18 protein-coding genes are annotated in these 21,492 nt (G+C 60.4%); 6 read left to right on the forward strand and 12 right to left on the reverse strand.

Features of this window, described 5'->3' with window-relative positions; all coding sequences use genetic code 11:
* Nucleotides 1-16: 16 nt before the first annotated feature.
* The 3 genes from atpA to ACYQ6M_RS22010 form a co-directional block, all read right to left on the reverse strand.
* Nucleotides 17-1,546 (reverse strand): F0F1 ATP synthase subunit alpha, encoded by a 1,530-nt coding sequence (gene atpA / locus ACYQ6M_RS22000; protein ID WP_022998996.1) that lies wholly within the window; start codon nt 1,544-1,546, stop codon nt 17-19.
* Complete coding sequence (locus ACYQ6M_RS22005; protein ID WP_022998997.1) at nt 1,546-2,106, reverse strand: F0F1 ATP synthase subunit delta; 561 nt, start codon at nt 2,104-2,106, stop codon at nt 1,546-1,548. The genes atpA and ACYQ6M_RS22005 overlap by 1 nt, the downstream gene beginning before the upstream one ends.
* Before the next feature lie 469 nt (nt 2,107-2,575).
* The gene (locus ACYQ6M_RS22010; RefSeq protein ID WP_075281678.1) at nt 2,576-4,771 is read right to left on the reverse strand and encodes a primosomal protein N'; all 2,196 of its coding nucleotides are present in this window, start codon (nt 4,769-4,771) and stop codon (nt 2,576-2,578) included.
* Nucleotides 4,772-5,048: 277 nt separating this feature from the next.
* Between ACYQ6M_RS22010 and fsa the strand changes: the two genes are divergently transcribed.
* Both fsa and ACYQ6M_RS22020 read left to right on the forward strand, forming a co-directional pair.
* Complete coding sequence (gene fsa / locus ACYQ6M_RS22015; RefSeq protein ID WP_022999000.1) at nt 5,049-5,702, forward strand: fructose-6-phosphate aldolase; 654 nt, start codon at nt 5,049-5,051, stop codon at nt 5,700-5,702.
* Nucleotides 5,703-5,942: 240 nt separating this feature from the next.
* Nucleotides 5,943-6,902 (forward strand): tyrosine recombinase XerC, encoded by a 960-nt coding sequence (locus ACYQ6M_RS22020; RefSeq protein ID WP_075281679.1) that lies wholly within the window; start codon nt 5,943-5,945, stop codon nt 6,900-6,902.
* Here ACYQ6M_RS22020 and ACYQ6M_RS22025 read toward each other — a convergent pair.
* Nucleotides 6,899-7,408 carry a GNAT family N-acetyltransferase gene (locus tag ACYQ6M_RS22025; protein ID WP_055657201.1) on the reverse strand — a complete coding sequence of 170 codons (510 nt, stop codon included), beginning with the start codon at nt 7,406-7,408 and terminating at the stop codon, nt 6,899-6,901. The genes ACYQ6M_RS22020 and ACYQ6M_RS22025 overlap by 4 nt on opposite strands.
* A 124-nt stretch (nt 7,409-7,532) precedes the next feature.
* Here ACYQ6M_RS22025 and ACYQ6M_RS22030 point away from each other — a divergent pair, with 124 nt between their 5' ends.
* The 3 genes from ACYQ6M_RS22030 to ACYQ6M_RS22040 all read left to right on the forward strand — a co-directional run bounded on the left by ACYQ6M_RS22030 (nt 7,533) and on the right by ACYQ6M_RS22040 (nt 9,417).
* Nucleotides 7,533-7,937 carry a serine/threonine protein kinase gene (locus tag ACYQ6M_RS22030; protein ID WP_460075566.1) on the forward strand — a complete coding sequence of 135 codons (405 nt, stop codon included), beginning with the start codon at nt 7,533-7,535 and terminating at the stop codon, nt 7,935-7,937.
* A gap of 119 nt (nt 7,938-8,056) precedes the next feature.
* The gene (locus tag ACYQ6M_RS22035; RefSeq protein ID WP_206908641.1) at nt 8,057-8,290 is read left to right on the forward strand and encodes a hypothetical protein; all 234 of its coding nucleotides are present in this window, start codon (nt 8,057-8,059) and stop codon (nt 8,288-8,290) included.
* 173 nt (nt 8,291-8,463) lie between these two features.
* Entirely contained in the window at nt 8,464-9,417 is a 954-nt protein-coding gene (locus ACYQ6M_RS22040) for a metallophosphoesterase (RefSeq protein WP_460075570.1), read from the forward strand.
* A 22-nt stretch (nt 9,418-9,439) separates the two neighbouring features.
* On the opposite strand, the gene ACYQ6M_RS22045 is transcribed toward ACYQ6M_RS22040, so the two are convergent.
* Nucleotides 9,440-10,078, reverse strand: a complete 639-nt coding sequence (locus ACYQ6M_RS22045; RefSeq protein ID WP_168686502.1) for a cation transporter — start codon at nt 10,076-10,078, stop codon at nt 9,440-9,442.
* An 84-nt stretch (nt 10,079-10,162) separates the two neighbouring features.
* Between ACYQ6M_RS22045 and ACYQ6M_RS22050 the strand changes: the two genes are divergently transcribed.
* Entirely contained in the window at nt 10,163-10,582 is a 420-nt protein-coding gene (locus ACYQ6M_RS22050) for a MerR family transcriptional regulator (protein ID WP_460075572.1), read from the forward strand.
* A 101-nt stretch (nt 10,583-10,683) separates the two neighbouring features.
* Here the strand turns inward: ACYQ6M_RS22050 and ACYQ6M_RS22055 are convergent, their stop codons facing one another.
* From ACYQ6M_RS22055 to ACYQ6M_RS22085, 7 genes are all read right to left on the reverse strand, one after another.
* On the reverse strand, nt 10,684-12,144 hold the full coding sequence (locus tag ACYQ6M_RS22055; RefSeq protein WP_460075574.1) for a hypothetical protein: 1,461 nt from the start codon (nt 12,142-12,144) through the stop codon (nt 10,684-10,686).
* A gap of 297 nt (nt 12,145-12,441) precedes the next feature.
* Nucleotides 12,442-13,845, reverse strand: a complete 1,404-nt coding sequence (gene lpdA, locus ACYQ6M_RS22060) for a dihydrolipoyl dehydrogenase (RefSeq protein ID WP_031268678.1) — start codon at nt 13,843-13,845, stop codon at nt 12,442-12,444.
* 42 nt (nt 13,846-13,887) lie between these two features.
* On the reverse strand, nt 13,888-14,646 hold the full coding sequence (locus ACYQ6M_RS22065; RefSeq protein WP_367020879.1) for an SDR family oxidoreductase: 759 nt from the start codon (nt 14,644-14,646) through the stop codon (nt 13,888-13,890).
* Between the two features lie 22 nt (nt 14,647-14,668).
* Nucleotides 14,669-16,087 carry an LIC10280 family protein gene (lfb1, locus tag ACYQ6M_RS22070; protein WP_460075577.1) on the reverse strand — a complete coding sequence of 473 codons (1,419 nt, stop codon included), beginning with the start codon at nt 16,085-16,087 and terminating at the stop codon, nt 14,669-14,671.
* Nucleotides 16,088-16,134: 47 nt separating this feature from the next.
* Nucleotides 16,135-16,749 carry a LysE family translocator gene (locus ACYQ6M_RS22075; RefSeq protein ID WP_022999012.1) on the reverse strand — a complete coding sequence of 205 codons (615 nt, stop codon included), beginning with the start codon at nt 16,747-16,749 and terminating at the stop codon, nt 16,135-16,137.
* A gap of 136 nt (nt 16,750-16,885) precedes the next feature.
* Nucleotides 16,886-18,412, reverse strand: coding sequence for a 2-oxoglutarate dehydrogenase complex dihydrolipoyllysine-residue succinyltransferase (gene odhB / locus ACYQ6M_RS22080; protein WP_055657191.1), 1,527 nt, complete (start codon nt 18,410-18,412; stop codon nt 16,886-16,888).
* A gap of 64 nt (nt 18,413-18,476) precedes the next feature.
* On the reverse strand, nt 18,477-21,464 hold the full coding sequence (locus ACYQ6M_RS22085) for a 2-oxoglutarate dehydrogenase E1 component (protein ID WP_022999014.1): 2,988 nt from the start codon (nt 21,462-21,464) through the stop codon (nt 18,477-18,479).
* Nucleotides 21,465-21,492 lie beyond the last annotated feature (28 nt).

The raw sequence follows: 21,492 nt of genomic DNA on the forward strand, positions 1-21,492 counted from the left end.
TTATCCCGGCGTGGTCTTAAGCGAAGTTCTTGGCGAACGCGTCGATGGCAGCTTTCAGCTTGCCAGTCAGCTCGTCGTCGAGTGCCTTCTTCTCCCAGATGGCGTCGAGCAGCGCTTTGTGCTCGCCACGAAGGAACAGAAGCAGGCCTTCTTCGAAGTCCTTCACGCGGTTGACCGGGATTGCATCCAGGTAGCCGTTCACGCCGGCATAGATGACTGCAACCTGTTCTTCGGTCTTCAGCGGCGAGAACTGCGGCTGCTTCAGAAGTTCGGTCAGACGTGCACCACGGTTCAGGAGGCGCTGGGTCGTGGCGTCGAGGTCGGAGCCGAACTGGGCAAAGGCCGCCATTTCGCGGTACTGAGCCAGTTCACCCTTAATCGGGCCGGCAACCTGTTTCATCGCCTTGATCTGAGCGGAGGAACCCACGCGGGACACCGACAGACCAACGTTCACGGCCGGGCGGATACCCTGGTAGAACAGATCCGTTTCCAGGAAGATCTGACCGTCGGTGATCGAGATCACGTTGGTCGGAATAAACGCGGACACGTCGTTGCCCTGGGTTTCAATAACCGGCAGTGCGGTCAGAGAGCCCTTGCCATGGTCTTCGTTCAGCTTCGCAGCACGTTCCAGCAGACGGGAGTGCAGGTAGAAAACGTCACCCGGGAAAGCTTCACGTCCCGGCGGACGACGGAGCAGCAGGGACATCTGACGGTAGGCCACAGCCTGCTTGGTCAGATCGTCGTAGCCGATCACGGCGTGCATGGAGTTGTCACGGAAGAACTCGCCCATCGCGCAGCCGGCAAACGGTGCCAGGAACTGCAGCGGAGCAGCGTCGGAAGCGGTAGCGGCGACGACGATGGAGTATTCCAGCGCGCCGGCGTCTTCCAGGGTCTTCACGAACTGAGCGACGGTGGAGCGCTTCTGGCCGACAGCAACGTAGATGCAGTACAGCTTTGCGTCTTCGTCGTCAGAAGCATGCAGCGGCTTCTGGTTCAGGAAGGTGTCGAGAATGATCGCGGTCTTGCCGGTCTGACGGTCACCGATGACCAGCTCGCGCTGACCACGGCCAACCGGGATCAGGGCGTCGATGGCTTTCAGGCCGGTAGACATCGGCTCGTGCACGGACTTGCGCGGCAGAATGCCCGGCGCCTTGACGTCCACGCGGCGCTTTTCGGTTGCCTCGATCGGGCCTTTGCCGTCGATCGGGTTGCCGAGCGGGTCAACAACGCGGCCCAGGAGGCCCTTGCCGACCGGCACTTCCACGATGGCGCCGGTCCGCTTGACGGTGTCGCCTTCTTTAATGTCACGGTCGGAGCCGAAGATAACGACACCAACGTTGTCGGTTTCCAGGTTCAGGGCCATGCCCTTGATACCACCCGGGAATTCGACCATTTCACCAGCCTGGACTTTGTCCAGACCATAAACACGGGCGATACCGTCACCGACGGAGAGCACCTGACCGACTTCAGAAACTTCGGCTTCCTGGCCAAAGCTCTTGATCTGGTCCTTGAGGATTGCGGAGATTTCCGCGGCCCGAATATCCATCAGCCGACCTCTTTCATCGCGAACTTGAGTGAATTGAGCTTGGTACGCAGCGATGTGTCAATCATGCGGGAGCCGACCTTGACCACGAGGCCACCGATCAGGGCAGGATCAACCTTTGCCACGATGTTTACAGATTTGCCCGTGGAAGCCGAGAGAGCTTCTTTCAGGGCAGCGACATGATCGTCGGAAAGGGCAGCTGCGGAGGTTACCTCAGCCGTTTCCTCACCACGCTTTTGCGCAAGCAGGGTGCGGAATGCCTTGATCATGCCGGGAAGAACGAAGAGGCGCCGGTTACGGGCTGCCAGCTTCACGAAATTAGCAGCCAGGCCTTTGATGCCTGCCTTGTCGAGAAGTGCGGTAAGCGCTGCAAGCTGCTCCTCCACACTGAATACCGGGCTTTTCACGAGACGGACGAGATCTTCGCTTTCGGCAAGCATGCCTTCGAAAGCTGTCAGATCCCGCTCCACGTCAGCCGTTACACCTTCGCCTTCGGCGAGGTCGAGAAGGGCGGACGCATAACGCTGTGCCACGCCGGATACGAGAGATACGTTGTCAGTCACCAGGTCCGTGCTCTCTGACGTTTTTCATGCCCACGAAACGGCTAGCGCTCGCAAAGCATTGAAAAAATGAATGATTTCAAGGTCAGAAGGTATGACGGTTAAACCGCTGCCCCCAAAGCCGCGCCTCAATTAGCACAGGGTTTCTCAGTGTGCAACTTCGCCTAAAGACTGTTATTGCCGATTCCTCGGTGTTTTTTGTCAAAGGTCGATAAAAAACGTTTCAGATCAACGTCTCCGCACCGTCATAAACCTTTAGACGGTTTTCTGCAGAGCGGGCAAAAAGGCCTTTGCACAGGGCTGAAAGGGGCAAGCCAGGAGGGCGTTTTTGCCGCAGCTGCGCGGAAGGCGGGATTATTGCCGTCAGCAGCGTTGCCACAATTGCAAACAATGCCCCTGCGGTTCCACCCGATTCTCCCACGCCGAACTCGTATGAACGGCAGGCGCTTTTTCCGATGAACGCAAAAACCACCTAGAGAAAATGCTGCGGGTCGATGTCCACTTGCAGGCGCAGCCCCTTCGTGGGCTTCGGGCCGATGCTTAGCCAATGCCGCAGATAGGCCTGCAGATCGTACTGGCGGGGGGCCATTGCCAGCAGGCGGAAACGATAGCGTCCGCGCACCATGGCAAGGGCGGCTTCCGCAGGCCCAAGGAGCGTGACGGCCTGATCCGGCGGTGCGGCACGGGCAAGGGCCCTCGAGAAGCCTTCTGCAAATCCTCTGTCTGGTCCGGAGACGATGACGGCGGCAAGACGCCCGAACGGCGGCAGACCTGCTGCCCGCCTTGCCTCGATCTCGGCCTGGTAGAACGCCTTCTTGTCGCTTGAAAGCAGCGCCTTGATGACGGGATGATCGGCATTGTAGGTCTGCAGGAAACCCTTGCCGCCGCCGGTGACGCGGCCCGCACGGCCTGTCACCTGGGCAAGCAGCTGGAAGGTTTTTTCCGCAGCTCTCGGATCGCCATGGGCAAGGCCAAGGTCCGCATCCACCACGCCAACCAGTTTCATCAGCGGGAAGTTATGTCCCTTGGCGACCAGCTGCGTGCCGATGACGATGTCGGCTCCGCCTTCCTCGACAATCTTCATTTCGCGCTTCAGCCGATCCGGCCCGCCGGCAATATCCGACGAAAGCACGAGCACACGCGCCTGCGGAAAGAGCTCGGTCACTTCCTCGGCGATTCTTTCCACGCCGGGACCGCAGGCAACCAGACTGTCTACCGACTGGCAGGACGGACAGGCCTTGGGAACCGGCTCCTGATGGCCGCAGTGGTGACAAACGAGTTTTTTCTGAAAACGATGCTCCACCAGCCAGGCGCTGCAATGAGCGCATTGGAACCTGTGGCCGCAGGTACGGCAAAGGGTCAGCGGTGCATAACCGCGCCGATTGAGAAACAGTAGCGACTGCCCCCCTTCGGCGAAGGTGCCGGCGATGCCGTGGACCAGGCCAGGTGCCAGCCAGCGTCCGCGTTCCGGCCCGTCCTGGCGCATATCGATGGCCATGAGGTCCGGCAGGGCAGCACCGGATGCCCGTTCGGGCAGCTCGAACAGCTTGTAGCGGCCGACCTCTGCGTTGACGATGCTTTCCACGGATGGCGTGGCCGAAGCCAATACAACAGGGAAGCCGGAGAGATGGCCGCGGACAACAGCCATGTCGCGTGCGCTGTAAGGCACCCGGTCGTCCTGCTTGAAGGCCGCATCGTGTTCTTCGTCCACGATGATCAGGCCCAGTTCCTTGAACGGCAGAAACAGCGAGGAGCGGGCCCCTATCACCACCCGCACATCTCCGGAGGCCACCCCGCGCCAGACCCGCGACCGGTTCTTGACCGTGATCTGGGAATGCCACTCGGCCGGATAGACCCCGAAGCGTTGTTCGAAGCGCCGCAGGAACTGTTCGGTGAGTGCGATTTCAGGCAGCAGCACCAGCGCCTGCTTTCCCCGGCGCAAGGCTTCGGCAATCGCCTCGAAATAGACTTCCGTCTTGCCCGAGCCGGTGACACCGTCGATCAGGGCAACGGCCCCACCCTTGCCGAAACAGGCCGTCAGGCCGTCTGCCGCGGCCTGCTGCGCCGGGGTCAGCGGTTTTTGCGCGTAGTCCAGTTGCGGTTTCGGCGGCGGAGGAGCCGCCGGCATCAGGACGGTTTCCAGGACATCTTGCTGAAGCAGGCCGTCGATGACGGAAGCGGACACGCCGGCAGCATGGGCAAGGCCGCTTTTCGTCCAGGCAAAGCCGTCTTCCATGGTCGCCAGAACGCGCCCGCGTGCCGGCGTCAGACGATCCGGCTCGGCACCTTCGATACGGCGGACACCGGGAACGGGTGCCTCCGGCTCCAGCGCTTCTTCGGACCGCAACACCATGCGCAGCACCATCCCCGGAGCGCCAAGTGTCCAGTTCGCTACCCAGTCGACGAACCGGCGCAGATCATCATCAAGCGGCGGCGTCTTGTCGTAGACATGGGAAATGGTCTTCAGTTTCTTTGGATTGATGGCCGCGTCCGGCTCGATATCCCAGACAGCGCCGATCACCTCGCGCGGGCCGAGCGGCACCTTGACGATGGTGCCCGGAACCACGGACTGGCCGGGCGGCACCTTGTAGGTATAGGCCCCCGCAACCGCGACCGGCACCAGCACGCTGGCAATGGTTTCCTGGAAGTCTGGATCGTCGAACAGCACTGGGTGTCAGGTCCTCATCGCTCCGGGAACGGCCGCGAAACCATGCGCCTGGCACGGCTCGAACCCTGGCGTGACATTGCCCGTCCGGTCGCCGGGATCAAGCCTCGCCATTCTTGAGGTACGTACCGCAAAAATTTCGTCCACCAGAGAATCAGGGGTTCTTCTTGTCATCATCCTAGGGTAAAGAGAGCCCAGCTGACCACGCAATCGTTTTGTCCCGCTAGCCGGGACCAGGTTTCCGGCGACGCTCCGGTAGCCCTACATGGAGTAAAGACAGATGAAATTCTTCGTCGATACGGCCGACACGGCTGAAATCAAGGAACTGGAAGCAACCGGCCTCCTTGACGGTGTCACCACCAACCCCTCGCTGATCGCAAAGTCCGGTCGGGACTTCAAGGAAGTCATCGCAGAAATCTGCGCCATCACCGAAGGCGATGTTTCCGCCGAAGTGGCCGCAACCGATTTCGACACGATCATGAAGGAAGCGCACGTCCTTGGCGCGATCGCAAACAACGTGGTCATCAAGCTGCCGTTGACGTTCGATGGCCTGAAGGCGTGCAAGCAGCTGACCGAAGAAGGCACCAAGACCAACGTCACCCTGTGCTTCTCGGCCAACCAGGCCCTGCTCGCAGCCAAGGCCGGCGCAACCTACATTTCGCCGTTCATCGGCCGTCTGGATGATATTCATGCCGACGGGCTTGAGCTGATCCGCGAAATCCGCGTGATCTACGACAACTACGGCTTCGACACGGAAATTCTGGCTGCGTCGATCCGCACGCCGAACCACGTGAAGGATTGCGCCATCATCGGCGCCGACGTCGCAACCGTACCGCCGGCAACGCTGAAGGCCCTGGTCAAGCATCCGCTGACCGACAAGGGCCTTGAAGCTTTCCTGGCCGATTGGGCCAAGACCGGCCAGAGCATTCTCTGATCACCGACCTTTCAGACAAACGAACGGCCCGGATTTCCGGGCCGTTTTTGTTTGCCGTTCCTGGCGCCTGCCAAGGGCAACAGGACGTTCCAATACCTTTTGCCTGGTGTTGGGGGACAAGTCGGTCCTGTTCACCTCCTGGTGGGAGTGGGACCACCTGTCGGCCGGTTTGACGAAAAATAGCCGCCATGTAGCGCGATGTTAACGGAACCGTTGGGGATCCGGCATCACATTGGCACCATGTGTGCCGCATCCTCCAAATCCGAATCGCTGCTCGTCACCGCCCGGCCGGAACTCAACCGCCGCATCGACCAGTGGCTTGACCACTTGTCCGATGAGCGACGCCTTTCCGACAAGACCCTGCTTGCCTACGAACGCGACCTGCGCCAGTTCCTGCGGTTCCTGACCAACCATCTGGGCGGGGCACCGGACCTCAAGGAAATTGCAGCGCTCCGCCCGGCCGACTTTCGAGGCTTTCTGGCAAGCCGCCGCCGTGATGGTGCCCAGAGTCGATCGCTCGCCCGCGGCCTTGCCGGGATCCGGTCGTTCCTCAGGTACCTGGAGCGGCGGGGCGAAGTGAACGCTGCCGCGTCTTCCGCCGTGCGGCCACCACGGCAGGCCCGATCCCTGCCGAAACCCGTCTCCTCCAAGGACGCCATCGACGTGACCAGCGGTGACCTGGCGATGGAACGCGAGCCGTGGCTGGAAGCCCGCAACGCCGCCGTCCTGACCCTGCTGTACGGCTGCGGCCTGCGGATTTCGGAAGCTCTGTCGCTGACCGGTGCCATGGCCCCCAAAACCGGAACGAAGACACTTCGTGTCGTCGGCAAAGGCGGCAAGGAGCGGATTGTCCCGATCCTGCCGGCGGTCTGCCAGGCGGTGGAGCACTATCTGAAACTTTGCCCTTACGCGATTTCGCCCGATGGCCCCCTGTTTCTCGGTGCCCGCGGCGGTCCGCTGAACCCGCGCATGATCCAGCTGGCCATGGCACGCCTGCGCGGTGCATTGGGCCTGCCGGACAGCGCGACCCCGCATGCCCTGCGCCATTCCTTTGCCACACATCTGCTGGCTGGCGGCGGTGATCTCAGGACTATCCAGGAACTGCTCGGCCACGCCAGTCTTGCCTCAACGCAGATCTATACGGAAATCGACAGCGCCCATCTCCTGTCCGCCTACGACAAGGCCCATCCGCGCCGTTAGGATCCGTCAGGTTTCGGAAATCCGTAGACTGTCCTTTCCTTGCCATCAGGAAACATTTCGCGCGCAATCGGCTCGCCGCCAAGTTTGCGCACCAGTCCCCTTGCTGCCTCGTTGTCATCCTTCATATGCGTTTCGACCAGTGGCCAGCCATAGACTTCGTAAGCATGGCGGATTGCCGCCTGCGAGACTTCCACGGCTGCACCGGTGCCGCGTGCCTGGGGCATCAGCCACCAGGTCAGCTCCCGTCTTGGCCAGCCTTCGGGCCAAACGAAGCCGCAACCACCGATGATATCTGCCCCCGTTTTCGGTTCGATAACCCACATGCCATAGCCGCGCAGTTGCCAGTGGCCGAGGTGGCTTGCCAGCACGCGCCAGGCAGAGTCCGCGCGCAACGGCCCACCATAGAAGTGTGAGGCCTCGCCGTTCTCGAAGAACGCCTTGTAGACTGGAAAGTCCGGTTCTTCCGGCAAGCGCAGACGAAACCGCGACGTTTCGAGTGATTGCATGATAAGTCTCTGTTGTTTGCGGGGAATTTCATTCGATTCCCATGTTAGTTCCAACTCCGTTGTAGCCGCTTCCGCCACAAACGGTTAGGTTGCTGAAACAGCCTGTTTCGCCGGGAGATAACGAATGCGTCTGATACTACTCGCAGCCGGTCTTCTTCTACTGTCGGCAGCGCCCTCGCTGGCGCAGCGCGTCTACTGTCCACTTCCCGAAGACGGCGTCTGGGTCAATTCGAATGCCAAGCCGAAGGAGATCTCGCGCGTCGAGGTGGAAAGCCGCTGCGAGAATGAAGCGGTGCATGTGCGCGTACGCGCATTCACCTCCTGCATCCCGCGTGACTGCAAGTGGGGCTGGACCAAAGGGGAAATGCGCTCAGATGGTGCCATTCAGGTGCTGCTGATCGGTTTCTTGAGCAGCAAGCAACTGACATTGCGGGCCTTTGGCGAGCTTCTGGATGTTCACGTGATCAACGTCGTCAACGATCTGTCCGAACCGCGAACCGAGACCACCTACAATCTCCAGCGGGAGTAACCGGTCAGGGGCAGTGCGACGACAATCGCCTTTCGCTTTTTCCTTGTCAGACCTCCGTTTTCCCTTACCTTACGTAAGACTGCGCAAGTGTAGCGCAGGCCAACGGACGGAGATGTAACATGCGCCTATTGAGCACCGGCATTGCGGCCCTTGCCGTAACCGCGTTTGCAATTGCACCGGCCGCTGCATGCAGCTGGAACAAGACAGCCCAGTCTAAACAGATGACAGTGGCGGAAACGCCCGTCCTCCCGGACACCGACTCGGATGTGGCCATCGCCACCAACGATCTCAGCAATGCAATCGTAAGCGAGACCGTAATTCAGCCGACCACCGGCGAAGCCGTGTCGGAGTGACCTCCACCGGTAAACAAGCTCCAGACCAAGACCCGCTGCTCCGCAGCGGGCTTTTTTTCGGCTGAATACCGTCTGCACGAAATCTGCTGAAACCTGCCTTTATCGGGCCGTATCGACGCCTCAATAGCCCGGTTCACTCGGGATTATCCTGAAGAACCGGTTGATACAGTCTCATGATTTCCAGACGCCGTTTCCTGCAAACCTGTGGCATCGCAATGCTGGGTGCCGTTTCCGCTCCTGCCTATGCGATTGGCGTTGAGCCTTTTCGGCTCAGCCTGAAGCATTATCACCTGACGCCTCCACGATGGCCCACAGGGCTGAACCTGAAAGCCGCGCTGATAGCCGACCCGCATGTCTGCGATCCCTGGATGGGGCTGGAGCGGGTTCGCTCCATCGTCCGGCAGACCAACGCTCTGAAGCCCGACATCATCCTGATGCTGGGCGACTATGTGGCCAGCCACAAATGGCAATACGACCCGATCCCGCCACAGGCGTGGGCTGATCTCTTCGGTGATCTGTCGGCCCCGCTCGGGACCCACGCCATTCTCGGCAATCACGACTGGTGGGACGACGCGGACGCGCAGCTGACTGGCGGTGGGCCGACCAGATATGGTCAGGCGTTGCTGAACGCCGGCATTCCCCTTTACCAGAACCGGGCTCAACGGTTCGAGAAGGACGGCCAGGCTTTCTGGCTTGCCGGCGTCGACGACCAGCTGGCGCTGAGACCGCACCGCAAGATCAAACGGCACCGCTGGAAAGGTTTGGATGACCTGACCGGCACGCTTGCCCAGGTGACGGACGATGCGCCCGTGCTGCTGATGGCACATGAGCCTGACATCATCCGCGAAGTGCCGGGCCGCATCAGCCTGACGCTCAGCGGTCACACCCATGGCGGGCAGGTCAACTGTTTCGGTTACAAACCTGCCTTTCCCAAACGCAGCGTCAAAAGCTACGCCTATGGCCACATCGTTGAAACGGAAGGGACGAAGCTGGCAAGGCACCTGGGCCTTGAAACGGAGCCCCGCCACCTCATCGTTTCCGGAGGTCTTGGCTGCTCGATCCTGCCGGTCCGATTCGGTGTTCCTCCGGAAATAACGGTGGTGCATCTGGGAAGCACCACCACTTGAGTCATGTTCCGGAAAGGGCGAATTATTCAGCCGCCACTTCGTGCTCCGTCTTGTGCCGGTATTCCTTTATGGCCTGGCTCAGGATCTGGACCGAGGAACTGACGAAGAGAGCCGCCATGAGACCGGCGACAATCAGGTCCGGCCAGGCGCTTGCCGTTCCCCAGACACCGGCGGCCGCCAGCATGACGGCGACGTTGCCTATGGCATCGTTGCGCGAACACAGCCAGACGGAGCGCACATTGGCATCACCATCCTTGTATCGGACCAGCAGCAGGACACTGGCAAGGTTTACGGCCAGCGCCAGAAAGCCGATGGAGCCCATCACCGCGGCCTGCGGCACGCCAAGCACGAACACCTGATAGAGCGTGGTGGCAGCCACCCAGACGCCCATCAGAAACAGGCTTGTGCCCTTTGCAATCGCAGCCAGGGCCCGGGTCTTCAGCGATGCGCCAATGACAGCCAATGATATGCCGTAGGTGACCGCATCGCCGAAGAAATCGAGGGCGTCGGCCTGCAGCGCCTTTGAGCCGGCTGCCTGGCCGGCAATCATCTCGACGATGAACATGCCACCGTTCAACGCGATCACCAGCCAGAGCCGGCGGCGATAGTCCTTCGACATTCCGTCAAATGTTCCGTGGGAATGTCCGCAACAGGCACCCATGATGCACTCCTTGTTCGAGTCGCTTGATTTTCGGTTCCTGTCCCTTGTAATTGCTATAGCGACTAGAGCTTCAAGAGGCTTTTTATGGATTTTTCAATTGGTGACCTTTCAAGACGGACCGGCGTGAAGGTTCCGACGATTCGTTATTACGAAAAGGAAGGCCTGCTGGAAGCGCCGATCCGCAGCGAGGGCAACCAGAGGCGCTACCGGTCCAGCGACCTGGAAAGGCTTGGCTTCATCAAGCATTGCCGCGACCTCGGCCTGCCAATGCCGGCCATCCGTGATTTGATAGACCTCAGCCAGCATCCGGACAAACCGTGCGAAGCCGCCAACCGAATTGCCGAAGATCAGTTGAAGGCAGTGCGCCAGCGGATTGCCCACCTGCGCAAACTGGAGGCGGAGTTGAAGCGCATCGCAACAAGCTGTGAAGGCGACCACACGGTGACCGAATGCAACGTTCTGAAGGCTTTCGGCGACCATGGTCTCTGCCTGAAGGAGCACTGACAAGCCTTTTTGCCCGGCTTCAGGCTAGCCTTGTCCAGTCCCGTGTCTCCCCCCTACGGCACGCACGTTCGTGCCGATAGCAGCCGCCAGGGAGCGTGCTGCTAGCTTTCGTCTATCGGTCTTGGTCCGGCGCCTGAGCCGAGTTCCGTTGCCATCACCGTTCCCCCTAGCCTTTCCAGGCGCATCATTGTCCAGCGTTTGGCAGGCAGATTACAGGAATGACGGCCCAGAATGCAGGAGAACTGGAGGACGTGGGGATAGTCGTTCTTCGGCCAAACCCTTTCAGCAACGTCATGCCTGCCCTTCAGGTATCCGAGCAGGGTATATTCGCTGACATACCAGACGTCGCCTTCCTTCAGGTCTGCCATACTGGTCGGCCGCCCCTTGGGAAATGTGCCTCCCCAGGTCCAGGACAGGGCACCGGACGTTTTCTGATCCAGAAAATGGTGGGCCATCGTTTCGTCGATAAAGACCCGCTTTCCATCCGCCAGATCCTGCCGGTAGGCCTCGACCACCGCTTGCCTGTTTGGCAAAGGTTCCGACAGCACATAGAAAACGATGAAGTTGGAGGAAAGCGCCAGCACCAATGCGGCGCAAAGGCCAAGCTTCACCCTGTGCCAGTGGTCTTTCAACAGCACGTCGACCGCCAGCAGAAACAACATTGCGGCCGCAAGATTCCGGATCAGCGGCCGGTCATGCACGAAGGCGCCGAATAATTGTCCCGCGGCAAGGCAAAAGCCGATTATCCCGGCAGTGCGGGATTTGCGGAAAACAACCCAAGATACGCCTGCAAACATGGCAGCCCGGAAGATCGCTTCCACATTGAACTTGCCGGAGCCATGTGACCGGCTGGAATGATAGGCGATCTGCCGGAAGAACTCGGCAAACTCGAAGTTCACCGAGACCGCAAACAGGGCAACGGCAATAGCGAGGGCGACAAGGCCTTCAATCAGCACACGAACGAGGCTTGCCTGCCGAGTCCTGAGCCTCCAGATCTGAAGAACGGCAATGACGCCAACACTCCAGGCAAGCATGGACAGTGCAGTCAGCGGAGCAATTCCCAGAAGCGCGGTACCCGCAACGGCGGAAACAGTTTCCGGACCGGTCTGCCGCGTGTCACCCGTACCTGCCCTGACTGCAACCGGCAGGACCAGCAGCAGTCCGAGCATCCAGATGAATGAACCCGTCAGTTCCAGCCGGAAGCCGGAAACGACATACATGGGCGCAAAGATCAACGGTGTGAAAAGCGCAGCGGTGCGGAGGTTCAATCTGAGGCAGAACACCACGAAGACCAGGCTGGTCGCCACGTAACAGAGGAATTCGTACAGGACGATTGTCGCGGTGCTGATCCCCGCGGCTTTCAAAAACCAGCCGGACAGAATGAAATGAAGCCTTGGCTGGAGATGATAGGATTCCAGCCCCGGGAACTGGACCGCAAGAAGCGGATTCAAGTGACGGCCCGTTTGCGCAAATTCGGATGCCCAGGGAATAAAGAAGAGGTCATCCACGTAGGGAATGGTTCGCTCCGGCCAGAAAAACACCAGGCCGCAAACCAACGGCAATACGCCCCCTGCAACGACTGGCAGCCAGCCGCGGGTGAAATTCAGATTTTGATTGTTGCCCCGTTGCCTTTCAAGCAAAGCATCTCCTGCCTTTTTTTGAAATGCACCACCCCTGACAGGACAACACTCTAGCGCATTAGTTGCAGATGCGCGGCATTTTTTACGTTTACTTGCAGAGCTTCAAACTTGAATGGCGTCTGCCGGTCCGCAGGACGGCAGATCCAACAAAAATGTTACGGGGCACCCGGTGACCGGATGCCCCGAACCGATATCGAAAAGACATCGTTCAAGCGTTGATTACGCGTGGATCGACTTCGCAAATGCGCCGAGGGCTGCTTCCTTGACCGCTTCCGACATGGTCGGGTGGGCGTGGCAGGTGCGTGCAAGGTCTTCGGAAGATCCACCGAACTCCATAAGGACAGCAGCTTCGTGGATCATCTCACCGGCACCGAAGCCGACGATGTGAACACCAAGCACGCGGTCGGTCTTTGCGTCCGCCAGAACCTTGGCAAAACCGTCGGTCTTGTTCATGGCGCGCGCGCGGCCGTTTGCGGAGAAGACAAATTTGCCGGTCTTGTACTCGACGCCGGCCGCCTTCAGTTCTTCCTCGGTCTTGCCGACGGAAGCGACTTCCGGCTGGGTGTAGACAACACCCGGGATGACATCATAGTTCACGTGACCAGCCTGGCCCGCCAGCATTTCGGCAACGGCAACGCCTTCGTCCTCGGCTTTGTGGGCCAGCATCGGACCGACGACCACATCGCCGATGGCGTAGATGCCGTCGACATTGGTCTTGTAGTGGGTGTCGATCTTGACACGGCCGCGCTCGTCCAGGGCAACACCTGCCCCATCAAGGCCCAGGCCTTCCGTGTATGGACGGCGACCGATGGCAACCAGAACGATGTCGGCCTCGAGAACCTGCGCATCGCCGCCCTTTGCCGGCTCGACAGTCACGGCCAGGCCCTTGCCTTTCTTCTCGACACCCGTGACCTTGGAGGACAGCTTGAATTCCATGCCCTGCTTTTTCAGCATGCGCTGGAAGTTCTTGGAAACGTCACCGTCCATCGGTCCGAGGATCTTGTCCATGAACTCGACCACGGTCACTTCCGACCCGAGACGGTTCCAGACAGAGCCGAGCTCAAGGCCGATGACACCACCACCGACGACGAGCAGCTTGCCGGGCACCTTGTCCAGTTCCAGAGCGCCGGTGGAAGAGACCACCTGCTTCTCGTCGATCTCCACACCCGGCAGCGGCATGACGTCGGAACCGGTGGCAATCACGATGTTCTTCGTTTCCAGTACGCTTGCCTTGCCGTCGGCATCGGTAACCTCGACCTTGCCTTTGGCCAGGATCTTGCCGGTACCGGTGTGAACGTCGATCTTGTTCTTCTTCATCAGGAAGGCAACGCCGTTCACATTGGCATCGACCACACCGGTCTTGTGTTCCATCATCGCCGGCAGATCGAGCTTGGGCTTCGCGACCTTGATGCCGAGTTTTTCGAAACCGTGGCCGGCTTCTTCGAACATTTCCGAGGCATGCAGCAGCGCCTTGGACGGGATGCAGCCGATGTTGAGGCAGGTGCCGCCAAGCGTTGCGCGTTTTTCGACGACAGCCGTTTTCAGGCCGAGCTGCGCAGCCTTGATCGCGCAGACGTAGCCGCCAGGACCGGTTCCGATGACGACGAGATCATATTGGGACATTTTGGTCGCCTTTGCCTCTTTCATTTCTGGTTTGAATGGGGGTTAGGGAAGGATTGCCCGGCCGCCGGAGACATCGAGGATGGCACCGGTCGTATAGCTGGACTGGTCGGAGAGAAGCCACAGAATCGCTTCGGCCACCTCGTCGGCGGTTCCGGCACGTTTCATCGGCAGTTTGGACCTGAGCTGGGCCACCCGATCAGGATGGCCGCCCGAGGCGTGGATATCTGTGTCGATAATGCCGGGGCGAATACCGTTGACGCGAACACCTTCGTCGGCAACTTCCAGCGCCAATCCGACAGTCATGGTATCGATAGCCCCCTTGGAGGCAGCATAATCGACATATTGGGCAGGTGACCCCAGCTTGGAGGCTGCAGACCCGAGATTGACGATCACGCCGCCGGTGCCGCCATGCTTGGTCGACATGCGTCTGACCGCTTCGCGGGCACACAGGAAGGCGCCGATCACGTTGATGGAGAACATTCGTGTCAGACGTTCCAGGGTCATTTCATCGACGCGCTGGGAATAGTCGACAACACCGGCATTGTTGACCAGACCCTTAAGAGTGCCGAGCTTGTCGGCTTCGGCGAAAAGATGCAGCACGTCGGCTTCGTTCTGGACGTCACCCTGAACTGCCACGGCCTCGCCGCCGGCCGCCTTGATTTCCTCGACGAGAGCATCGGCGGCAGCCTGGTTGTGCGTGTAGTTGACGATCACCTTGTGACCGAGCGCCGCAACCTTGCGGCTGACGGCAGCGCCGATCCCCCGGCTCCCGCCCGTTACCAATACAACCGTGTCAGTCATGAATTCCCACCGGCTCCCGTTCCTATTGCCCTTGAATGCGCGTCAGTTCTTCAGCGCCGCGGCCCGCGGCCCAGAGGCCTTTCAAATGCCCGTCCGCCATGACCGCGTAAACCACCGGCGTCTTGTCGCCCCAGTCCACCGTCAGCACGTTGCCGTCCAGTTTACCCACGCCGCGATAGCTGTCGGTGCCGACTGTCCAGATCAGCGTGAATGTCCGGCCCTGCTGCGTCAACACGACCGTACCGTCATATGTCGTGCCGTCCGGGTTTCGGCCGGCAACCGAATAGTTGCCAGTCAGCCCTTCCGCCTCGACCGGCGCAGTGCGCGAATAGAGCGTCAGCTTTTCGCTGGCCGAGCCGTCCGCCCATTCACCGTCCAGCGTTTCCGCGCCAGTGAAGGAATAGACGACAGGGTGCTTGTCTCCCCAGTTGACCACCAGCATGCGGCCGGCGAACTCGCCGACGCCGGTGAAGACGTCGGTCCCGATCCACCAGGTGAGCCGCACATTCCGGTCTTCCGGCGTGATTGCCAGCATGCCGTCGTAGGTCGTTCCGTTCGGGTTGGTTCCCTCGACCCGGTAAACACCCGAGATCTGGCGGGCCGGACCGGTGCGCGCGGCGCTCTCCTTGAGTGCGGTTCCGATGGCCGCAAGAGCGGCCATCTTGGGCACCGATCCTGCCGGATTATCCGCGCCGCCGTCAACGAAGGTGAAATCTCCGAAGAAGGACGAGGAAATCCAGGGCGTTTGCTGGCCGTTCGTTTCCTGGAAGACACCCTTCAGCGTGCGCTTGAAGGTTTCTTCCAGATTGAGCGCCGGGGTCGCGATGGCGCTGGCAAGATGCTTGGTGAAAGGGCTGTTGCTGCCCTGCCCGTCCAGAGCCACGGAGCCAGGTGACGTCGAATACGAGACGAACAGGCGCGCATTGCTGTCGATCCGCGACAGGCCGGACGATGCCCCACCGAGGGGATTGTTGCGGCAAGCGTCCAGCACGACGATGTTGAGCCCGTCATGGGACGACGTCATTACTTCCACGGCCTCGCTGACCGCGACCGACTGCTGCTGCAGGACCTCGTCCGCCGGCGCATCCCCTGCCACAGGCAGCAGGTAGTTTTCGCCTTTAATCTGGATACCGTGGCCGGCGTAATAGAACAGGCCGACGCCACCCTCCTTTTTTAGCCGATCACCGAAGGCCCGGATCGCCTGCTCCATGGCATCGCGGTTGGCGTCAGTCTGAAGGATGACCTCGAAACCGGCCTTGTCGAGGGCGCGGGCGATGGCCAGAGCGTCATTGACCGGATTGGCGAGCGGGCCATAGCCATATTGCGCGTTTCCGATCACAAGCGCAGTGCGTTGTTCGCTTGCGTGCGAAGCGACTATCAGTCCGAGGACGGTCCAGACGACAAGAACAACCGAAAGGGCATAACGCTTTATGGCGTTCATATTCCTGTTCCTCCTGACCGTCTCACACCGTGTCGGCGATGATCCGATTATTGCTCCGCCAGAGCCAGCCGCAAACCGAACCCGGCGAAGGTTGCAGCCACGGTCCGGCGCATCCAGACCATCACGCGATCGCTCTTCAACACCTTCTCGCCGACCAGTGAAGCAAACGCGCCATAGATGACAAAGACAACGAAGGTCATTGCCATGAAGACGCCGCCCATCAGCAGCATGTCGAGCGTTGGATTGACGGCATCATGGCTGACGAATTGCGGCAGGAAGGCGAGGAAGAATACCGTCAGCTTGGGATTGAGGATGTTGATCAGGAAGCCGGTGCGCGCCGTTGCAAGGAAGCTCTTGCGCGAACCCCTGTCAGCTTTCAGTTCCATCGGTCCGCTGTCTTTCAGCGTCTGCCAGGCGAGGTAGAGAAGATAGGCGACACCGGCGTATTTCACGCCCTGGAATACCAGGGCACTGGTGTGCATCAGCGCCGCCAGGCCCACGACGGACGCAAGAATTGCGGGAATGATACCGAGGGTGCAGCCGAAGGCCGCGGCAACGGATGCCTGACGGCCTCTGCCAAGTCCGACGGCAACCGTATAAACAACACCGGTGCCCGGAACGAGCACCACGACAAGAGCAGTAATCAAAAATTCCAGGCTCACAATGCGGCTCCTCCTGGGCCAGACCGACGGGCATTCAACCGCGAGAGCTGGAACGCCGCTGGCCAGGCAACCTTAAAATGTCCGGGTACCCTGCCGGGGCGTTCCCGGCAAGGTACTCGCAAGGCACTGAACCGGATCAGAGATCCAGAACCAGACGCTGCGGATCTTCCAGGCTTTCCTTGACGCGAACCAGGAAGGTCACGGCTTCCTTGCCGTCGACAATCCGGTGGTCATAGGAGAGCGCCAGATACATCATCGGGCGGATCACCACCTGGCCGTTCACAGCCATCGGACGTTCCTGGATCTTGTGCATGCCCAGAATACCGGACTGCGGCGCGTTCAGGATCGGCGAAGACATCAGTGAACCATACACCCCGCCATTGGAGATGGTGAAGGTGCCGCCGGACATATCAGCCATGCCCAGCTTGCCGTCGCGCGCCTTGCGGCCGAGATTGCCGATTTCCTGCTCGATCTCTGCGATGGACATCTGGTCCGCGTCACGCACAACCGGGACCACAAGGCCCTTGTCCGTGCCGACGGCGACGCCGATGTGGCAGAAGTTCTTGTAGATGATGTCGGTGCCGTCGATCTCGGCATTGACTGCCGGGATCTCTTTCAGCGCATGGGTCACCGCCTTGGTGAAGAAGCCCATGAAGCCGAGCTTGACGCCGTGTTTCTTCTCAAACAGGTCCTTGTACTGCTTGCGCAGTTCCATGACCGGGCCCATGTCCACTTCGTTGTAGGTGGTAAGCATGGCCGCGGAGTTCTGTGCGTCCTTCAGGCGGCGCGCAATGGTCTGGCGCAGCTTGGTCATGCGAACGCGTTCTTCGCGAATTTCGTCCTGGGCGGCAACCGGGCCACGTGCAACGGGAGCAGCCGACGGGGCTGACGACGAAGAGGTTGCACCGGAGGCGATCGCGTTGATGACGTCTTCCTTCAGCACCTGACCACGCTTGCCGGACCCGGCAACCTGGTCGGCGGAAAGGTTGTTTTCAGCCATCATCTTCTGAGCAGACGGAGCCGGCGGCATGGAAGACCCGCCGCTTGCGGCCGGAGCGGACGCAGCCGGTGCCGGTGCAGCAGCTGCCGGAGCAGCAGCAGCACCTTCGCCTGACGGATCGATCTGGCAGAGCAGAACGCCGGGTTCCACGGTCGTACCGGTTTCGACTGCGATCTTGACGATGGTGCCGGCAACCGGGGCCGGAACTTCCTGGGCTGCCTTGTCGGTTTCCAGTTCCACCAGCGTGTCGTCGGCCTTGACGACATCACCGACCTTCACGCTCCATTCGCCGACTTCCGCCTCGGTGACGGATTCGCCCGCGCTCGGCGTGACGACATCGACCAGCTGAGCCTTTTCGGATTTGGTTTCGGCCTTGGCATCAGCCTTTGCCGGAGCCGCTTCAGCCTTCGCGGCCGGAGCACCGGCGCCTTCTGCGATCTGACCGAGCAGGGCGCCAACTTCAACGGTGTCGCCTTCCTTGACCACGATGCTTTCCAGCGTGCCCGCGGCCGGTGCCGGAACTTCGACGGTTACCTTGTCGGTTTCCAGTTCCACAAGGGGTTCGTCCTGGCTGACGGCGTCGCCCGGTTTCTTGAACCACTGCGCAATAGTCGCTTCGGAAACGGATTCACCCAGCGTGGGGACGCGAATTTCGGTTGCCATGGTCGCCTTCTCTTAAAATTACCTGGCCAAATTTTTGAAAGAGGGCCCGAAGGCCCTCTTGTGACTAACTTCCCAGAGCCTCTTCGAGGAACGCCTGCAACTGCGCCAGATGCGAGGACATCAGGCCGGTTGCGGTCGATGCCATCGCATTGCGGCCAGCATAGCGCGGGCGCTTGTGCTTGGCGTCGATCTGCTCCAGGACCCATTCGATGTAGGACTCGACGAAGAACCAGCTGCCCATGTTCTTGGGCTCTTCCTGACACCAGACCATTTCGGCCTGCGGGAAGCGCGCCAGTTCCAGCATCAGCGCCTTTTTCGGGAACGGATAGAGCTGTTCGACGCGGAGCAGGTAGACGTCGTTGACGCCGCGCTTTTCGCGCTCTTCGAACAGATCATAGTAGACCTTGCCCGAGCACATCACGACGCGCCGGATCTTGTCGTCTGAAACCAGCTTGCCTTCCGAATTCAGGTTCGGCCCCCAGTCGTCCCACAACAGACGGTGGAAGGAGGACTCCGGCCCCAGTTCCTGCAGCGTGGATACCGCCTTCTTGTGACGCAGCAAGGATTTTGGCGTCATGAGGATAAGCGGCTTGCGGATATCGCGGCGCAGCTGACGACGCAGGATGTGGAAGTAGTTCGACGGCGTCGAACAATTCGCAACCTGCATGTTGTCTTCAGCGCAAAGCTGGAGGTAACGCTCCAGACGGGCGGAAGAGTGCTCAGGTCCCTGACCTTCGTAGCCATGCGGCAGCAGGCAGACGAGGCCGGACATGCGCAGCCACTTGCGCTCACCCGAAGAGATGAACTGGTCGAAGACCACCTGGGCGCCGTTGGCGAAATCGCCGAACTGGGCTTCCCAAAGGGTCAGGGCACGCGGCTCTGCCAGCGAGTAGCCATATTCGAAGCCGAGCACGGCTTCTTCCGAGAGCATCGAGTTGATGACCTCGTAGCGCTGCTGATCGGGAGAGACGTTGTTGAGCGGAATGTAACGGCTCTCGTCTTCCTGATCGTACAGGACCGAATGGCGCTGCGAGAACGTGCCGCGTTCGCAATCCTGACCGGACAGGCGCACCGGGTGGCCTTCCTTCAGCAGCGAACCGAAGGCAAGCGCTTCAGCGGTTGCCCAGTCGATGCCTTCGCCGGTCTCGATCATCCGCTCGCGCTGGTTCATGAAGCGCGCGATCGTGCGGTGGATGTTGAAACCGTCCGGCACGTGGGTCAGAGCCCGGCCGATCGACTTCAGTTCATCCATTGGCAGACCGGTTTCACCGCGACGCGGATCGTCCTCGTCGTCGGCCCGTTTCATGCCTGCCCACTTGCCGTCCAGCCAGTCGGCCTTGTTCGGCTTGAAGGCCTGACCGGCATCGAACTCGTCGTCCAGATGCTTGCGCCAGTCGGCTTTCATGTGCTCGACTTCGTCCTGCGTCAGAACACCTTCCTTGATCAGGCGTTCGGAGTAGAGCTGCAGCGTCGTCGCATGCTTGCGGATCTTGCGGTACATGATCGGCTGCGTGAACGCCGGCTCGTCGCCCTCGTTGTGACCGAAGCGGCGATAGCAGATCATGTCGATGACCACCGGACGATGGAACGTCTGGCGATATTCAATCGCGATCTTGGCCGCAAAGACGACGGCTTCCGGATCATCCGCGTTGACGTGGAAGATCGGTGCCTCGATCACCTTCGCCATATCCGACGGATAGGGCGAAGACCGCGAGAAGCGCGGGTTGGTGGTGAAGCCGATCTGGTTGTTGATGATCACATGGACCGAACCGCCGGTGCGGTGGCCACGCAGCGCGGACAGGCCAAAGCATTCCGCAACAACGCCCTGGCCGGCGAATGCGGCGTCGCCGTGCAGCAGCAGCGGCAGAACCGTGCCGCGGTCGATTTCGGTCGTATCGACGAAATTGCCGTTCTCGTCGGCAGCCAGCTGATCCTGCTTGGCGCGCGCCTTGCCCAGAACCACCGGGTTGACGATTTCCAGGTGCGAGGGGTTTGCCGTCAGCGACAGGTGCACGTCATTGCCGTCGAACGTCCGGTCGGAAGACGCGCCGAGGTGATACTTCACGTCGCCGGAGCCTTCCACATCGTCCGGCGCGTAGGAGCCGCCCTTGAACTCGTGGAAGATTGCCCGGTGCGGCTTGGCCATCACCTGGGAAAGCACGTTCAGGCGGCCGCGGTGGGCCATGCCGAACACGATTTCCTTAAGGCCCATCGAGCCGCCGCGTTTGATGATCTGTTCCAGCGCCGGGATCAGCGCTTCACCGCCATCCAGGCCGAAGCGCTTGGTGCCGGTGTATTTGACGTCCAGAAACTTTTCGAAACCTTCGGCTTCGACCAGCTTGTTCAGGATCGCCTTCTTGCCTTCCGTGGTGAAGGCAACCTGCTTGTCCGGACCTTCAATGCGCTCCTGGATCCAGGCCTTGGCCGCCGGATCGGAGATATGCATGAACTCGACACCCAGCGTCGAGCAATAGGTCCGCTTCAGGATGTCCATCATCTCGCGGATGGTGGCGTATTCCAGACCCAGCACGTGGTCGATGAAGATCTTGTGGTCCCAGTCGGCTTCGGTGAAGCCGTAGGAGGAGGGATGCAGCTCCTCGTGATCGCCCTTGCCGGCCAGGCCCAGGGGGTCGAGATCTGCATGAAGATGGCCGCGCATGCGATAGGCGCGGATCATCATCAGGGCGCGAACGGAATCGCGGGTCGCCTGATGAACTTCCTGATCCGAAACCGGCTCGCCCTTGGCTTCAGCCTTCTTCTTCAGTTTGTCGCCGAGCTTCTGCTCAATCGGGCCCCAGTTGCCGTCGAATGCATTGACGAGGTCGCCATTGGCCTCGATCGGCCAGTCCTTGCGTTTCCAGGTCGCCCCGCGAGCCTCTTTCAGCACTGCTTCCTTCTCGTCCTGGAAGGCTGCAAAGAAGTCCTGCCACTCGGCGTCGACCGAGCTCGGATCTGTCTTGTACTGTGCGTAGAGGTCTTCGATATAGGCTGCGTTGGCGCCGTAAAGCAACGACGTCAGTGCGAATACGTTGTTCGCTTCCTGCCGTGCCATGTCCTTTAGCGGAGGTATCCTCCGCCCT

This window comes from Roseibium sp. ROS1 (genome assembly GCF_054658215.1).

Excerpts from the sequence above, each read along its gene's own strand:
- lfb1 (WP_460075577.1), bottom strand. The coding sequence starts at position 16,087 with ATGAACGCCATAAAGCGTTATGCCCTTTCGGTTGTTCTTGTCGTCTGG.
- ACYQ6M_RS22085 (WP_022999014.1), bottom strand. The coding sequence starts at position 21,464 with ATGGCACGGCAGGAAGCGAACAACGTATTCGCACTGACGTCGTTGCTT.
- ACYQ6M_RS22035 (WP_206908641.1), top strand. The coding sequence starts at position 8,057 with ATGCGCCTATTGAGCACCGGCATTGCGGCCCTTGCCGTAACCGCGTTT.
- ACYQ6M_RS22065 (WP_367020879.1), bottom strand. The coding sequence starts at position 14,646 with ATGACTGACACGGTTGTATTGGTAACGGGCGGGAGCCGGGGGATCGGC.
- ACYQ6M_RS22040 (WP_460075570.1), top strand. The coding sequence starts at position 8,464 with ATGATTTCCAGACGCCGTTTCCTGCAAACCTGTGGCATCGCAATGCTG.
- ACYQ6M_RS22050 (WP_460075572.1), top strand. The coding sequence starts at position 10,163 with ATGGATTTTTCAATTGGTGACCTTTCAAGACGGACCGGCGTGAAGGTT.
- ACYQ6M_RS22030 (WP_460075566.1), top strand. The coding sequence starts at position 7,533 with ATGCGTCTGATACTACTCGCAGCCGGTCTTCTTCTACTGTCGGCAGCG.
- lpdA (WP_031268678.1), bottom strand. The coding sequence starts at position 13,845 with ATGTCCCAATATGATCTCGTCGTCATCGGAACCGGTCCTGGCGGCTAC.
- fsa (WP_022999000.1), top strand. The coding sequence starts at position 5,049 with ATGAAATTCTTCGTCGATACGGCCGACACGGCTGAAATCAAGGAACTG.
- ACYQ6M_RS22020 (WP_075281679.1), top strand. The coding sequence starts at position 5,943 with ATGTGTGCCGCATCCTCCAAATCCGAATCGCTGCTCGTCACCGCCCGG.
- ACYQ6M_RS22045 (WP_168686502.1), bottom strand. The coding sequence starts at position 10,078 with ATGGGTGCCTGTTGCGGACATTCCCACGGAACATTTGACGGAATGTCG.
- odhB (WP_055657191.1), bottom strand. The coding sequence starts at position 18,412 with ATGGCAACCGAAATTCGCGTCCCCACGCTGGGTGAATCCGTTTCCGAA.
- atpA (WP_022998996.1), bottom strand. The coding sequence starts at position 1,546 with ATGGATATTCGGGCCGCGGAAATCTCCGCAATCCTCAAGGACCAGATC.
- ACYQ6M_RS22025 (WP_055657201.1), bottom strand. The coding sequence starts at position 7,408 with ATGCAATCACTCGAAACGTCGCGGTTTCGTCTGCGCTTGCCGGAAGAA.